This is a genomic window from Dechloromonas sp. ZS-1, from assembly GCF_039649255.1.
GTDB lineage: Bacteria > Pseudomonadota > Gammaproteobacteria > Burkholderiales > Rhodocyclaceae > Azonexus.
The window spans coordinates 174105-188252 of the sequence record NZ_JBDIYD010000001.1; the positions used below are offsets into that span (position 1 = coordinate 174105).

13 protein-coding genes, 1 other RNA gene and 1 pseudogene are annotated in these 14148 nt (G+C 57.5%); 7 read left to right on the plus strand and 8 right to left on the minus strand.

The window, feature by feature from the left end; genetic code table 11:
* Both AACO21_RS00845 and AACO21_RS00850 read left to right on the plus strand, forming a co-directional pair.
* Entirely contained in the window at nt 1-828 is an 828-nt protein-coding gene (locus AACO21_RS00845) for a phosphate/phosphite/phosphonate ABC transporter substrate-binding protein (protein WP_346190584.1), read from the plus strand.
* Complete coding sequence (locus AACO21_RS00850) at nt 825-2714, plus strand: ATP-binding protein (RefSeq protein WP_346190585.1); 1890 nt, start codon at nt 825-827, stop codon at nt 2712-2714. The genes AACO21_RS00845 and AACO21_RS00850 overlap by 4 nt, the downstream gene beginning before the upstream one ends.
* Before the next feature lie 42 nt (nt 2715-2756).
* Here AACO21_RS00850 and AACO21_RS00855 read toward each other — a convergent pair whose 3' ends face one another.
* Genes AACO21_RS00855 through AACO21_RS00865 form a run of 3 tightly spaced genes read right to left on the minus strand, consistent with a single transcriptional unit; the run spans nt 2757 to nt 4563 of the window.
* The gene (locus tag AACO21_RS00855) at nt 2757-3167 is read right to left on the minus strand and encodes a biopolymer transporter ExbD (protein ID WP_346190586.1); all 411 of its coding nucleotides are present in this window, start codon (nt 3165-3167) and stop codon (nt 2757-2759) included.
* 4 nt (nt 3168-3171) lie between these two features.
* Nucleotides 3172-3906 carry a MotA/TolQ/ExbB proton channel family protein gene (locus AACO21_RS00860; protein ID WP_346190587.1) on the minus strand — a complete coding sequence of 245 codons (735 nt, stop codon included), beginning with the start codon at nt 3904-3906 and terminating at the stop codon, nt 3172-3174.
* Between the two features lie 9 nt (nt 3907-3915).
* Complete coding sequence (locus AACO21_RS00865; protein WP_346190588.1) at nt 3916-4563, minus strand: energy transducer TonB; 648 nt, start codon at nt 4561-4563, stop codon at nt 3916-3918.
* 221 nt (nt 4564-4784) lie between these two features.
* Between AACO21_RS00865 and ssrA the strand changes: the two genes are divergently transcribed.
* The 3 genes from ssrA (at nt 4785) to AACO21_RS00880 (ending at nt 6464) form a co-directional block, all read left to right on the plus strand.
* Nucleotides 4785-5145: a transfer-messenger RNA gene (gene ssrA, locus AACO21_RS00870) on the plus strand.
* 163 nt (nt 5146-5308) lie between these two features.
* Nucleotides 5309-6133 carry an integrase arm-type DNA-binding domain-containing protein gene (locus tag AACO21_RS00875; protein ID WP_346190589.1) on the plus strand — a complete coding sequence of 275 codons (825 nt, stop codon included), beginning with the start codon at nt 5309-5311 and terminating at the stop codon, nt 6131-6133.
* A 103-nt stretch (nt 6134-6236) separates the two neighbouring features.
* Entirely contained in the window at nt 6237-6464 is a 228-nt protein-coding gene (locus AACO21_RS00880) for a DUF932 domain-containing protein (RefSeq protein WP_346190963.1), read from the plus strand.
* Here AACO21_RS00880 and AACO21_RS00885 read toward each other — a convergent pair.
* Nucleotides 6431-6715, minus strand: a pseudogene (locus AACO21_RS00885) (hypothetical protein); the annotation flags it as partial. The gene AACO21_RS00880 and the pseudogene AACO21_RS00885 sit on opposite strands and share 34 nt — an antisense overlap.
* Before the next feature lie 40 nt (nt 6716-6755).
* Here AACO21_RS00885 and AACO21_RS00890 point away from each other — a divergent pair.
* Complete coding sequence (locus AACO21_RS00890; protein WP_346190590.1) at nt 6756-7106, plus strand: hypothetical protein; 351 nt, start codon at nt 6756-6758, stop codon at nt 7104-7106.
* Nucleotides 7107-7315: 209 nt separating this feature from the next.
* On the opposite strand, the gene AACO21_RS00895 is transcribed toward AACO21_RS00890, so the two are convergent.
* The 4 genes from AACO21_RS00895 to AACO21_RS00910 are packed head-to-tail and all read right to left on the minus strand — an operon-like array spanning nt 7316 to nt 13376.
* The gene (locus tag AACO21_RS00895; protein ID WP_346190591.1) at nt 7316-10789 is read right to left on the minus strand and encodes a PAS domain S-box protein; all 3474 of its coding nucleotides are present in this window, start codon (nt 10787-10789) and stop codon (nt 7316-7318) included.
* An 18-nt stretch (nt 10790-10807) separates the two neighbouring features.
* Nucleotides 10808-11212, minus strand: coding sequence for a response regulator (locus AACO21_RS00900; protein ID WP_346190592.1), 405 nt, complete (start codon nt 11210-11212; stop codon nt 10808-10810).
* A gap of 27 nt (nt 11213-11239) precedes the next feature.
* A complete protein-coding gene (locus tag AACO21_RS00905; protein ID WP_346190593.1) occupies nt 11240-12154 on the minus strand; it encodes a response regulator in 915 nt (304 codons plus the stop codon).
* Entirely contained in the window at nt 12147-13376 is a 1230-nt protein-coding gene (locus tag AACO21_RS00910; protein WP_346190594.1) for an ATP-binding protein, read from the minus strand. Before AACO21_RS00910 ends, AACO21_RS00905 begins: the two co-directional genes overlap by 8 nt.
* Nucleotides 13377-13512: 136 nt before the next feature.
* Between AACO21_RS00910 and AACO21_RS00915 the strand changes: the two genes are divergently transcribed.
* The gene (locus AACO21_RS00915; protein ID WP_346190595.1) at nt 13513-14148 is read left to right on the plus strand and encodes a response regulator; all 636 of its coding nucleotides are present in this window, start codon (nt 13513-13515) and stop codon (nt 14146-14148) included.

Sequence of the window (14148 nt, forward strand, 5' to 3'; positions counted from 1 at the left end):
ATGAGACACGCCGGTTTGCGCACGCTATGCCTTACCTTGATCTGCCTGGGCAGCACCATGCTGGCGCAGGCGCAGGAGGCTTTTCGCCTGGGGGTCGCACCACACACCAGCGCGCGGGTCATTCTGGAGATGTACCAGCCCCTGCGCCAACATCTTGAAAAATCCCTGGGTCAGACGGTCGACCTGCAAACAGCCCCCGATTTCACCGAGTTCGCCCGCCGTGCCCTCAATCAGGATTACGACCTGGCCATTACGACCGGCCACCAGGCCCGGCTGTTCCAGACACAGGCCCAATATCTGCCCCTGCTGACCTATCAGGCCGATTTCAAAGCCGTTGCACTGGTCCCCGCCAACAGCAAGCTGAGCAAGCCCGCCGACCTTCGCGGCAGCACCGTATTGGGGCTGTCGCCCACATCGCTCGTGACGCTATGGGGACAACATTGGCTGAAACAGAACAGCCTGAACGACGTCACCATCCGCTATGTCTCTGCAGCCGACAGCGTCAGCCGCCAGGTGCTCGCCGGCGATGCAGCGCTGGCCTTCACCTCACTGGCCAACTACCAGAAACTGCCGCGCGACCAGCAGGACGCGCTCCGCATCTTTGCGGAAAGCGAGACCATGGTTGGCCGCGTTTATCTGTTGAACAAACGCCAAAAAAACCTTCAACTCAAAATTGAGACGGCCTTGGCGCAATTTGCCGAATCGGCCGCTGGCAAGAATTACTTCGAACAGAACAAACTCGGTGGTTATCGCAAGCTCAAGGCCCGTGAGCTGGATGCCATGGAGCCCTTTGCGGCAGAAACACTGCGCGAGTTGCGGGCCAAATGATGACGAGACTCCTGCCGCGCTCGGTGCGTGGTCGTCTGCTGCTGGTCGCTGTCCTGGTCGAAGCGGTGATGCTCACCTTGCTGGTGACCAATAGCCTGCGTTTGCTGGCGGACAACATGGGGGAGCAAGCCCGGCGCCAGGCCGACCAGATTGCGCCGGTGCTCATCGCAGCCATCGTGGCCCCCCTGGCGCAACGGGACTTCGCCACGGTTCAAGCCGTGATCGAGGAAAGCACGGCCGTCAAAGGGATCGAATACGTTGCGGTGACGGACCCCGGCGGCAAGCGCTTGGCCAGTAGCGGCTGGCCGGCCGGTGTCCGGCTGCCGTTGGCAGACAAATCCTTCCAACTCGACAAAGGACAGGGCGAGAAGCCCCGCTACGATGTCGAAATCGACGTCAAGGCCTACGGTCAACTGCTGGGACGCCTGCATTTCGGTCTCGACCTGCAACCCATTGTCTCGGCGCGGAATGCCCTCTTTCAACAGGGTCTGGCGATTGCCCTCATCGAACTCCTGCTGTCTGCGGGCGTGCTGGCACTGCTCGGGTACTACCTGACACGCCATCTGAGCGCCCTGACCGAGGCCAGCGAGGCGGTCGCCGCCGGACATCTGACACCGCCGCCCGTGCATGAAGGCGATGACGAGGTCGGTCGTCTCGGCGTCGCCTTCAACGCCATGTCACAGACCATCGGCGAACGTATTCGCGACCTCACCCAGGCCCGCGACGAGGCCAAGGCACTGGCCATTGCCGCCGAAGCCGGCGCGCGGGCCAAAACCGATTTTCTCGCGACCATGAGCCATGAAATCCGGACGCCGATGAACGGCATTCTTGGCATGACCGAACTGGCCCTCTCCACCGAGCTCGACGATGAACAGCGCGAGTACCTCACCTGGGTCAAAGCCTCCGGGGAAAGCCTGCTGCAGGTGCTCAACGACATTCTCGATTTTTCCAAAGTCGACAGCGGCCATCTGCAACTGGAACAGATCCCGCTCTCGCTCTCCGATTTGCTCAACAGTCTGGTCGGCATTTACGCCGTGCAGGCCCATGCCAAGGGACTGAGCATCAGCTGGCACGCCGAAGGGGGACTCGCCGACCACGTGATTGGCGATCCTTTCCGACTGCGCCAGATTCTGACCAATCTGATCTCGAACGCCCTGAAATTTACCGAACGCGGTGCCATCACCCTGGTCGTGCGCAGCACCCCCGCCGAACACGATCATGTCCGGATTCATTTTGCGGTGACGGACACGGGCATCGGCATTGACCCGGAGAAGCGCGAAATGATCTTCGCACCCTTCTCGCAAGCGGAGAGTTCAACCAGCCGGAAGTATGGCGGCACCGGGCTGGGGCTGGCCATCGTGCATCGCCTGGTCAGCCTGATGCAGGGCGACATCGAACTGGAGAGCATGCCGGGGCAGGGCAGCACCTTCCGCTTCTCCATCCTGGCCAAGCTTGCCCAAACGCCTACGCGTGCAACCCGCAGCAACATCCTGCACAGCACCGACCCCGACCTGCAGGGCAAACGGATCCTGCTGGTCGAAGACACGCCGGTCAATCAGCTCCTCGGCGAACGTTTGCTCAAGCGTTTCGGGTGTCTCACCACCTTGACCATGACCGGCAAGCAGGCCATTCAGGCCTGGCAAAACCAAGCCTTTGATCTGATTCTGATGGACCTGCAGCTCCCTGAAATGGATGGTCTGGAAGCCACCCGGCTGATCCGCGCGGAAGAGGACAATCAGGCCCGCGCCCGAATCCCGATCATCGCACTGACAGCCAATGCCATGGAAAGCGACCGGCAAGCCTGCCTGGCTGCGGGAATGGATGACTTCATCACCAAACCCTTCAGCGCCGACGACATGCTGACCACGCTGAAGCGTTTTTGCTGATTTCCGGCGGTCGACCGCCGGAAACCGGCAAAAACCAGGACGTTACTGAGCCGGCTGCGTCACAAACGCAATCTTGACGATCTGCGCCCGCTGAGCCGCTGCCATCACATCCGCCACTTTCTCATAAGGCACCTTGCGGTCGGCCCGCAGATGCAGTTCCGGCTGCTTGCCGGCCGCGGCGGCAAAGCGCTCGTCCAGCACCGTGCGCGAAATCGCCTCACCGTTCCAGAACAAACCGCCCTCCGCATCGACCGCCAACTGGATGACTTCCGGCTTCTCGTCGATCTTGGTCGAGGCCACCTGCGGCAGATCGATCGGGACCGCCTGATGAAAAATCGGTGCGGTGATGATGAAAATCACCAGAAGCACCAACATCACATCGACCAGGGGCGTCGTATTGATCTCGGCCATCGGCTGGCCGCCACCGCCTTCATTGAAACTGCCGAATGCCATGGCTTCAACCCTGCTGCGTGCGGGCACCCGCCGCGATATCGACCAGTTGTGCCGAACCGCCCACCCGGATACCCGTCGTCAGATAGGCATGCAGATCGTGGGCAAAACCGTCAAGTTGGGCCGCCAGAATACGGTTGGCGCGCGTAAAGGCGTTATAGGCGAGGACTGCAGGAATCGCCACGAACAAGCCGGCTGCCGTCATGATCAACGCCTCGCCAACCGGCCCCGCCACCTTGTCGAGCACCACCTGAGTGGCACCGGTCAACCCGACCAGGGCGTGATAAATGCCCCAGACCGTACCGAACAGGCCAATGAACGGCGCGGTCGACCCGACGGAAGCGAGGAAAGTCAGGCCGCGCTCCAGGCGGGCCTGCGAGGCCACCATCTGGGAACGCATCGCCCGCGTGACGAACTCCGATGCATTCACGCCCGCACCGATCCCCCGGGCGGCATGTTGCTGATGGGCCTGAGCGGCGTGAGCACCGGCCAGGGCCAGGCTCGAGAAAGCACCGGACGGATCGGCACGGCGCAAGGTTTCGAGCGCTTCCGGCAAGGAATTCGACCCCCAGAACGCATTCAACGCCCCTTCCTGAGCCCGGGAGGTGCGCCAGGTCGACAAGACCTTGCTGACAATCACGGACCAGGAGGCCACCGACAAAATGGCCAGGATGATGGCGGTCGCGTGAGAAACAAAATCCCCCTGACTCCAGAAGTGGGCAATGCCCATCTGTGACTGCATAGCAATTCCTCAATCAAGCGTAAAAGAAACAGGAACGATCACCGACGACTCGACCGGCTCATCGCCGCGCCGGGCCGGCACAAAGCGCCAGCGGCTGACCGCATCCTGGGCGGCGGCATCCAGACGAGGAAAACCGCTCGATTTCGACAAACTGACCTCCAACGCCGTCCCCTGCGGGCTGACGCGGACCTTCAGCAAAACCTTGCCCTCCTCACCGGCCCGGCGTGAAAACGCGGGATAAACCGGCTTCGGATTGTGCAGATAATCCGCATCGAAACGCGCTGCCACCACGGCAGGCGTAGCCGCCGCGACTGGCGCGGCCGGCGCGCTGGCAACCGGTGTCGGCACACTGGGCTGCGGCGCCACGGCAAACTCGCTCGTCGGCTGTGCCGCCTTGCTGGTCAGGATCGGCTGGACCGGCACCACCTTATGCACGGGCTCCACAGGGCGCTGTGGCGTGGGCTTGAGTGGTTGCGGCGTGGGTTTCGGCGCCTCGGCCAAAGGCAGGAGACGCACGGAAATCGAGGGCGGCAGCGCAATCAATTCCTGTTTGACCGACCAATACAAAGCCGCATAACCCAGCACCAGATGGACGAACAGCACCAGGCCGGCATGGAGCACACGCTGGACAAGCGGCGGGCGAACCTCTGTCCGCATCAGGGGCGGCAGGGCAACGTTAAGCGGGAAATCAGCCAAATTTGACAAACGTTAAAAACCAATAAAAAACAGCGAACTAAGCGTGCAATTCTACCCAATCCGCCGCGCCTCCGGGTGCGTCAATTCGCCACACCACCCTTTTCAGATGACCCGCACGGACAAAGCGGCTACAATGGAACTCTCCGTTTAGGCTGCTGTCTGAGCCGTTGCTGAGAAACTCTGGGGCCGACCTGGCTTCGACGTGGGTTGCAAAGCAGAACAGGGCATACCGAGGCCCAGTCACCTCGTAAATCCGCTGGAAATCAACAAACGCCAACGACGAATCGTTCGCACTCGCCGCCTAATCCCGGCGAGCGCTGCACTAGCCTGCTGATGGGCTAGGCCGGGCAACCGGCAGCAGCGTCAATTTCATCAGATACGAGACCGTCATGCTGCGGGTAGGTCTTCGACAATCAAGCAGATCGCCAAAAGCGAGCCTGTTCGGCCGGCGCGCCAAGGTTAAATTCAATTGACCGGACTAAGTATGTAGAACTGTCTGTAGAGTGCTTGCGGACGGGGGTTCGATCCCCCCCGGCTCCACCAGATTCCCGTCCAAGACGGTGCAAAGAAGGCTGGAAAACCAAGAGAAATCAAGGTTTCCAGCCTTTTTTACGTCTTGAGCTGTACGAAGAGATCCATTGCTATCTTGGGGTACATAGGGGTATAAAAAGGGGTACATGCCAACCACCCCACCTGATATACCCCCATGGCACTCAGCGACCTCTCCATCCGCAACGCCAAACCATCAGACAAGCCCTACAAGCTGCCAGATGAAAAGGGCTTGTTCTTGTTGATCCATCCAAACGGATCAAAATACTGGCGTCAAAAATATCGCTTCAACGGAAAGGAAAAGCTGCTCGCTTTTGGTGTCTATCCCGACATCAGTCTGAAGGATGCGAGAGCACGCCGTGACGATGCCAGAAAACTGTTAGCCAATGGCATTGATCCCGGCGAGGCAAAAAAAGCACAAAAGGCTGCGGGGATGGAGCGGGCAGCTAATAGTTTCGAAGTCGTCGCTCGAGAGTGGTTTTCAAAGAACCGCGACACTTGGGCGCCAAGCCACGCCGATAAAATCATCACACGCCTTGAGCGAGACGTCTTTCCTTGGCTAGGATCAAAGGCAACGACAGACATTAGCGCACCAGATGTTCTTGCTGTATTGCATCGGATAGAGAAGCGCGGAACACTGGATACCGCTCACCGAGCGAAGGGCAATATCTCTCAGGTTATGCGCTACGCAATCGCCACAGGTAGGGCCGAGAGAGACCCATGCCCTGATCTGCGCGGCGCACTGCCCCCTGCCCGTGAGACCAATTTCCCCTCGATCACCGACCCGGTCAAAGTTGCCGAACTGCTGCGTGCCATGGATGCATTCTCCGGCACATTGGTTGTCAAAGCCGCGCTACTGCTGGCTCCGTTGCTGTTCGTACGTCCAGGTGAGTTGCGACAAGCAGAATGGAAACGCGCTGACGCCACACCAGCCGCTCGATATCTGGGCACATCAAGCCGGACTGAACTGGGAGATTCGTGAAGCTCCTGTCCTCTTCAACGTCTCGGATGAAGGAGGGTTGCATGTAAAGGCCAATGCAGATGCCAAAGTCTTGTTCCGCTCGGATACGCATGCACCGCTCTCTGTGGTCTCAAACCGCTACAAGGTAGTTCAGCCTGCCGAAGTACTGGAGTTCTATCGAGATCTGACAGACGCCGGCGGGTTCAGGTTCAGCATCAACTGGCTGTCACCGGAAAGGCTGCAGCAGATGTCGCGGTCCTGCTGGGCGGCCACGGTGTTGACCACGGCATCGAACGAACCGACCTTTTCGTATAGCGCTTTAATCGATGCTTTGTCGGTGATGTCTACCTGATGGTCGCAGCCCTTGCCAGAGCGGCTGGCAGTGATGACATTGTGATTTTTCAGCCCGCTGAACGCAGCTTGCCCCATGTGTCCCTGGGCGCCGATGAGAATAACAGTTTTCATGGATGAGCCTCGATATGTCTGTGAGAGGCGCAAGTATAGAAATGCACAGGTACAATTTAAATCATGTAAGACTTGTATGAGATACAACCAAAAATGGTTGAAAAGATCGATGTCAGGCACATGCGCGTTTTGCTGCATCTCGTGCGAGAGAAGAATGTGTCGCGGGTGGCTGAAGGGCTTGGGCTATCGCAGCAAGGCTCGTAACGCAAGTCCTGCTTTGTTGGCATTCGGTTTTCAACATTGGTGTATCCAACGACCATTAAGCGTGCTGTGGCGCTTGCTGACTATTGTCGCTGTGATGTTTTTGAGTTCATGCAGCTGTTCGGCATCGAAGGACGGACAGCAGATGGAATGCGCCAGTGGCAATTTGCAGGGGAGATTGTCACTAAAGATTACTTTTTGCGCCCCGGCCAGAGGAGCGATTGCAGAGCCATTTGCTCAGGATGCAGCAACAGCTCTGGCAACTGGTGCGGCAACCTTTCTTCCGGCATCCCAAGTTAGGGACTGTTTCATCCGCGAAGATTTTTGAATCTTTTGTTGAAAGGCCCAGTAACGGGGAGATCGTTTCTGCAGAACTTGGGACGAGTTACGGCGGCATAGATTTTCGGCGCTTGTTGGTGAATCACTTTGTGGAAGCGAGTCAATTGTTTTTGAGCTCTCCCTGCCTTCCCAGGCTTTGAGAAGAGCTGCCGTTGAGGCGCAAGCGTCTCGCAGTCTGTCGACCAGCCTAGGGATGTTTCAGCTATTGAATTCGGTTTTAGTGACGTGGGGTGGGCATCCCAAATGCCCGGCAATTTCAATCAGGGCGCGTTGAATCTCGTTTGCCATCTTGAGCAGTTGTGCCGGGTCATCGGGACTATCGGTCACATTCCTCAGTGAGTTGCTTATTCTTCCTGCATGTTCGCCAATCCGGTTCAGTCCCAACGTACTGGCGCTGCCTTTGATGGCGTGTGCGGTTGCCTCAGCGTGGGGGAAATTGCCATTCTGAATTGCCTTGAGCATCACTTCGCCGTCGTGTACATGGGCTTCAACAAAATGCTGCAGTAGCTGAATGTATTTGGTCACGTTGCCTTTAAGGGTGTTCAGGCAACGGTCAGGATCGATACCGGCTTGGGAGCGCAACTTGTCGAGAAGGACTTTGGCATCATCCGGTGTGTCACTTACCGACTGCTGGGGTTGTGGAGATTCGTTCTCGCTTCCAAGGGGGGGTAACCAGCGCTGAAGTGCCTCGAAGAGGAGGTTCGGATCCAGTGGCTTCGTCAACATGTCGTTCATGCCGGCATCCAGGCAGGCTCGCCGGTCTTCGGCAAACGCGTTGGCCGTCAGCGCAATGATGGGTATCTCTTCACGGCCTTTGATGCGCCGAATTTGACGGGTTGCGTCCAAACCATTCATGACAGGCATCTGCATATCCATCAGTACGAGATCGAAATACTCCGATTCAACTTTGGACACGGCTTTCTGACCGTTTTCGGCAATCGATACCTCGATACCCATGGCACCAAGTATATCCACCACGACTTCTGCGTTGATCGAGTTATCCTCCGCCAGAAGCACGCGCACGCGAGATCTTCGAAGCGTGTTGACGTCGCTGCTCTTCGTGGTGGCGAAAGTGTGGGCGACGTCATCGATCGAGATGCTCTGTGGCTCTCCGGATTGAAGGGGCACCTCCAGCCAGAAGGTACTGCCAAGCCCCGCCTCACTCTGTACGCCGACGGTTCCGCCCATCAATTCGATCAGACGTTTGGTCAGCGCAAGACCAAGGCCGGTGCCGCCATATTTACGGGATGTCGAATTGTCGGCCTGCTGAAATTCCTGAAACAGTCTGGCCTGCTGTTCGGGCGTCAGTCCGATTCCCGTGTCGACGACTTCGATGCGGACCCTGAGGTTGTCACCCTCGCGTTCCTGTACGCGGCAGCGAATCGAAACCGATCCGCGATCAGTAAATTTGACGGCATTTCCGCAGAAATTGAGGAGTGCCTGGCGAAGACGGGTGACGTCCCCATTGAGCCATTCCGGAACATCGCCCGTATCGATCTTCAGCTCGATTCCCTTGCTGTTTGCCGTATCCCGGATGATCGAACCGACGTGATCCACGAGCTGCCCGACATGGAAGTTGCCGCGTTCAATCTCGAACTTTCCAGCCTCGATCTTGGAGAGATCAAGTATGTCGTTGATGATTGAAAGCAGGTGCTTGCCGGATGCCTGGATCTTTTCCAGTTTCGTTGCGTGATCGGGCTGCTTGCATTCCTTGAGTAGGAGGTAATTCAGCCCGAGGATGGCATTCAGTGGGGTTCGAATTTCATGGGACATGTTGGCGAGGAATTCACTCTTGGCCTTGCTGGCCATTTCCGCCGCCTCCTTCGCCAATACTTGAGCTCGCTCGATTTCCTTGCGACGTGATATATCCGACATGAAGGCAATCAGTCGTCCCGATGCCTGATCGACGCCCGCATGGTAATAGACCGTCATTTCGACAGGGCGTATCTGGCCGTCCTTCGTTCGCTGTGTGGTTTCGAACTGGACATGTCCTTGTTGGCGTATCTGCTCGACAACCTCGACGAATTTCTCTTGAGGGAAGTTGGGGTCGATATCGGACACGCCTAACTCAAGCATTTCATCAACCGAGTAACCGAGAAATTTTGCGTGGTAACGGTTTGCATAGGTGAAGCGCCCGCTCTTCGAATCGGCCCAGGTAATGCCGATACCGACGCTCTCCATGGCAAATTGTGTATCCAGCAATTTGGTATTGGCTTCCCTGAGGTGCTCCGTCTGTGTATTTACACGCTGCTCGAGCTCCTGATTCATTTGCTGGAGCAGAAGTTCTGCCTTGCTGCGTTCTTCGAGCGCCTGGTGCAGGGCTTCTTCCTGCCGACGGGATTCGGTGATGTCGTGCGCGATGCCCAGAACGCCGAGCAGTGTCCCGTCCGAGGCAAACATGGGAGTCTTCGTGGTCCGGAGTACAGCATGGCGTCCATCATCGGCAAAAACCACCGATTCCTCGTTTTGCATGGGCTTTCCCGCCTCGATCGCCAGATGGTCGTTGCGCTGAAAGTATTCCGCAAGCTCCTTGTCGACCAGATCGAAGTCGGTTCGACCGAGTATCTCGTGTTCGGGTTTTCCGACCAGCCGTTCAAATTGGGCATTGGCTGCCATGAATACGCCATCGGGACTTTTCAACCAGACCAGATTAGGGATGTTGTGCAGCAGGTTTTTCAGGAAGGCACGCTCTTCTTCTCGTGTTGCCAGCGATTCGCGAAGGATGGACTCTTCCCATTTCCGGCTCATCAGCCGTGTATACAGGTATATGCCGAGCAAAAACATGACCAGAAACGCACCGATGACCATCGATTGCCTTTTCCAGTCGGCAATGGCCACCGAAGTCGGAATGCCGACCAGAATGGTGAAGCCGTATTTTGCGCTGCGCTGATACGAGTAGATCCGGCTAATCCCGTCGATCGAGGATGCGCCGCTGACGTAGCTTCCGCTATCGGTCGAGGTCTCCAGAGCCTGCCGGAAATCGTCTGATAGACGTGCGTCGCCGACCGGTATGGCCTGCTTTCCACCGAAGGCCGTGCGTGCGACCAGTTTCATGTTCTGGTCGCGCAGGGAAATTGTGCTGTCTGCCTGAAGCGGAATCTGCTCGAACCGCTTTACCAGGTCATCGATGAACATCGATGCATAGACCAGCCCGGCAAACGAGCGGTCCGGGTTGTTGACCCGGTTTGCCATCAGCCAGATCCATTTTTGCGATATCTTGCCGACTACCGGTTCCGAGATGACCATGCCCGCGTTTGGGGTATCCCGAAGATATTTGAAATAGTCGCGTTCGGCGAGACTGGCACGCTGCGCCGGATCGACATCCTTGCCATAGATGGTTTCACCTTTTTCGTTGGTTCCCCGGAGCAGGTCAATGTGCGGGAAGCGGCTCTGTTGCCGGATCAGAAATTTGTTTACGGCGTTTCGTTCGGGACCGCCTTCGGATATCTGATGCTCCAGTTCATCGATCGATGTCTGCAACGCGTAATCAATGTCGTCGATCATGCCGTCAATGGTCTGGACGACTGACGCCGTCAGGCTTCGGGTCGCTTCCATGTGGCGATTCAGAGCCTGCTGGCGAAGGAAAATGACGGCTGCAATGGCGACCGTGATGGCAACGAGCGACAGCAAGACTGCGGTCACCTGAAGAGGGCGGAGGCGGTAATTGTCCATGATCGTCGATGGGGCGCGTCAGAGGGGCTCGGTGAGACTTAGAAGGCATCCTAACAGGACGGATGGGCTGAGTGGTTTCTGAAAGAATGCATCTGCGCCCAGCTGAATTCCGGCATCTCTGTCAAACGGCTGACCGGATCCGGTGACGATCACCACCTTGATGTGGCGAAAATTGTCGCTGGCCTTGATGTGCCGGCAGAGATCAAGTCCGCTCATCCGTCCGGGCATGCGTATATCCAGCACTACTGCCATGGGGTGGTCGTTGACGATTTTTTCAAGGGCGATGATGGCATTCGAGGCATCGTCCACCTCGAAGTGCGCAGAGAGTGTGATGGCATACAGTCGGCGCAAGGCTTCGAGGTCTTCGACAACGAGGATCCGCTTTCTCTCGGGGAGGGCGGTGTGAGTGATATCCAGCGACATGGCCGATCCTTCAGGGGGGCGTGACCATCAATCGACATTCGACCAGCAGCGAACCACGTTCCCCTTTTCATGGAACGTCACGCCATCGAAGCAGTTCATCCTCGCCAACAGGATGCCGCGACCATGCAGGTCGAACATCCGCGATTCGTCCAGCGTATCGAATTCCTGCCAGGTGAATCCTGAACCCTCGTCGGTAATCGTGGCCTGAACGCGGGATTCCTGTCGTTCGAGAAGAATATGGACTGTCCGGGTACGGTACTGGGGGAGGGCCTGACGGCGCTGGATTTCGCTTGCCCAGCTGTTGTTCTCCAGGAGCTCGCCCTTCTTCCGGTAATCGATATCCAGATTGCCATGTTCAACGGCGTTGATCAGCAGTTCTGCCAGCCCGATGACGGCACTATCGGGACGTGGAAAAAATTGGGCTATGAAGGGGGTGACATGCCGGACGTCCTCCAGTGTGCGGATTCTGAATTCGGCGTGTTCGAGAAAGAGCGAACCTGCACCGAGTTCCGTAGCTCGGGCTGTGAGGTATCGATGTTCTCGCCACTCCTTGACCGCGATCCTGATCAGCGTCCTCAGCATGTCTCGCTGGTAGGGTTTTTCCAGGTAGTGATACGCACCCTGTTTCATCCCTGCTTCGATATCTTCAGGTGACGAAAGACCGCTCTGGATGATGATGGGAACGCCTTGGAGCGACGGCAAAGTCCTCAGGCGCGGGATGAGGTCGAGACCATCACCGTCGGGGAGTTTGCGGTCCAGCAGGATCAGGTCGATCTGAAGCAGGAAATTTTCCGACAACATCTGCCATGCCGTTTCGATGCTTTCGGCTTCGAGCAGCAGGATATCGTCGCCATCGAGCATGTGGCGAATGATGTCCCGGCACATCGGCTCATCATCAATGATCAGGATGCTTGTGTCGTGGGCAAGGGCGATGTCAGTCATGATTTGTGACTCCGAAGTCTTCGACCGCGGTGTCAGCCACCGGTATGAAGAGGTGAATATTGGTTCCTTTGCCTGGAGTGCTGCGAATGCGCAGCGCGCCGCCGGACTGGCGGGCAAAGGCATAGGCCATGGCGAGACCCAGACCGGTTCCCTTGCCCTTTGGCTTGGTGGTAAAAAATGGCTCCATGGCGCGCGAAACCACTTCCGGAGGCATGCCGGTACCTGAATCGTCGACGCCCACCACGACGTAGTGGCCCGGTGCGAGATCGACTGCCTCGAGCGGGTCATCGGCGATGGCAATGTTCTGGGTATAGACAAGCACCATCCCCCCGGAGGGCATAGCGTCGCGCGCGTTGATCGCGAAATTGAGGACAACGTTGTTCAGCGCCCCCGCATCGATAAGGACCATGGATTCCGCCGCTTCCGGCAGGACCGTCAGCTCGATGCCGGAGCCAAGTGATTTTGTTAGCAAGAGGCGTATATCCGACAGCACCTTGTTGATGTCCACTCGCGCCTGCTGAACCGGTTGCCGGCGGGCCACCGCCTGCATGGCCCGGGTGGTTTCCGTTCCCCGTGCGGTGGCAGCCATTGCCAGCTCGACCAGTTCGCGGTTCAGCGGGTCTTTCAGCCGCATGGCCAGGGTTTCCAGGCTGCCCTGTATGATCCCCAGGGCATTGTTGAAGTCATGGGCCAGGCCGCTGGCCATCTGCCCGATCGCTTCCATCTTTCCAGCCTGGGCAATTCGCTCTTCCGCGACGAGGCGATGGCGTATGTCCTTGATGAGGAAAAAATGACTGGCGCTCTCTGAGCCCTCATGCGGTGCGTTGATTACACACAGTTCAACCGGAAATTCGGTGCCGTCAGCGCTGATGGCCAGATATTGCGAGAAAGCCCGCCTGCCTCGTCCGGAACCTGCAAGGCGAACGAAAATCGGCAGTTCGGCATCGGCCGATTTTTGATAGGGAAGGGGCAGCCCCAGCGTTTCAGTCGATCCCGTCGCAACATCGGCGAACGACCAGCCGAACAGTTCAACCGCTCGGGGGCTCCACTCCACAACCCTGCGCTTGTCGTCGATCGCCACAAAGGCGTCGGGGAGCGTATGTAGGAGCGTGCGGTAAACATTTGCTTCCATGCCCATATCGTCAAAATGGGGGGCGATTGGCAGCTCCGCGTTGCTGGTGGCGGTTGTTGTGGCGCGTGGAAGAGGTGGTTTCTTCGCCATGCTAGAGCCAGAAATGAAAGAAAATATTAAAAAGTGTTGAAAAATATTACCACGTGTTTCATACTATTCGCAACTTTGTTGCAAATACACGAAATGCATACGAAAAGCGCTGGGCGATATAGCTGAGGCAATACAAATGGCGATTACAAAAACGTTCTGTACGACAAGAGAAGCAGCAACCTTACTGGGGGTCTCATTGACCACAGCGCAAAACTGGGTCGAGTCGGGCTTGCTGGAAGCATGGAAAACTGATGGCGGGCATCGGCGGATTTCCCGTGAGTCCGTAAATAAACTGTTGGGTGACTCGTCGGCGCGCCGCTCTGTCGAGCGCTCGTGGGGGCAGTTACCGCAAGCTGGCGGCCAGAGCCGGCTTCATATCCTGGTCGTCGAGGATCAGCTATCGCTGTTGAGGATCTATCAGATTCGGCTTTCCGTCTGCTCCATGTCACCTATTGTCGAAACCGCACAGGATGGCATTGAGGCGCTCGTCAAGATCGGAATCAAGTGTCCTGACCTTCTGATCACTGACCTGCAGATGCCGCATCTGGATGGGTTCCAGATGGTACGTACGCTGCGCACCATGCCCGCCTGCGAATCAATGGAAATCGTGGTCGTGAGCGGCGTTAGTGAGGAGGATATTGCTGAGGCCGGCGGCTTGCCGCCCGGTGTGACGGTCTTCCCAAAGCCCGTTCCCTTTGCGCGGCTCGAGGAGATCGCTCAGAAGATTCATGACAGGAAGGCGATTGGCGCCAGTGGCGTCAAGGCGGATTGA

Bases quoted from the DNA above. Each gene is read 5' to 3' on its own strand.
- AACO21_RS00845 (WP_346190584.1), top strand. From the start codon at position 1: ATGAGACACGCCGGTTTGCGCACGCTATGCCTTACCTTGATCTGCCTG.
- AACO21_RS00850 (WP_346190585.1), top strand. From the start codon at position 825: ATGATGACGAGACTCCTGCCGCGCTCGGTGCGTGGTCGTCTGCTGCTG.
- AACO21_RS00855 (WP_346190586.1), bottom strand. From the start codon at position 3,167: ATGGCATTCGGCAGTTTCAATGAAGGCGGTGGCGGCCAGCCGATGGCC.
- AACO21_RS00860 (WP_346190587.1), bottom strand. From the start codon at position 3,906: ATGCAGTCACAGATGGGCATTGCCCACTTCTGGAGTCAGGGGGATTTT.
- AACO21_RS00865 (WP_346190588.1), bottom strand. From the start codon at position 4,563: ATGCGGACAGAGGTTCGCCCGCCGCTTGTCCAGCGTGTGCTCCATGCC.
- AACO21_RS00875 (WP_346190589.1), top strand. From the start codon at position 5,309: ATGGCACTCAGCGACCTCTCCATCCGCAACGCCAAACCATCAGACAAG.
- AACO21_RS00895 (WP_346190591.1), bottom strand. From the start codon at position 10,789: ATGGACAATTACCGCCTCCGCCCTCTTCAGGTGACCGCAGTCTTGCTG.
- AACO21_RS00900 (WP_346190592.1), bottom strand. From the start codon at position 11,212: ATGTCGCTGGATATCACTCACACCGCCCTCCCCGAGAGAAAGCGGATC.
- AACO21_RS00905 (WP_346190593.1), bottom strand. From the start codon at position 12,154: ATGACTGACATCGCCCTTGCCCACGACACAAGCATCCTGATCATTGAT.
- AACO21_RS00910 (WP_346190594.1), bottom strand. From the start codon at position 13,376: ATGGCGAAGAAACCACCTCTTCCACGCGCCACAACAACCGCCACCAGC.
- AACO21_RS00915 (WP_346190595.1), top strand. From the start codon at position 13,513: ATGGCGATTACAAAAACGTTCTGTACGACAAGAGAAGCAGCAACCTTA.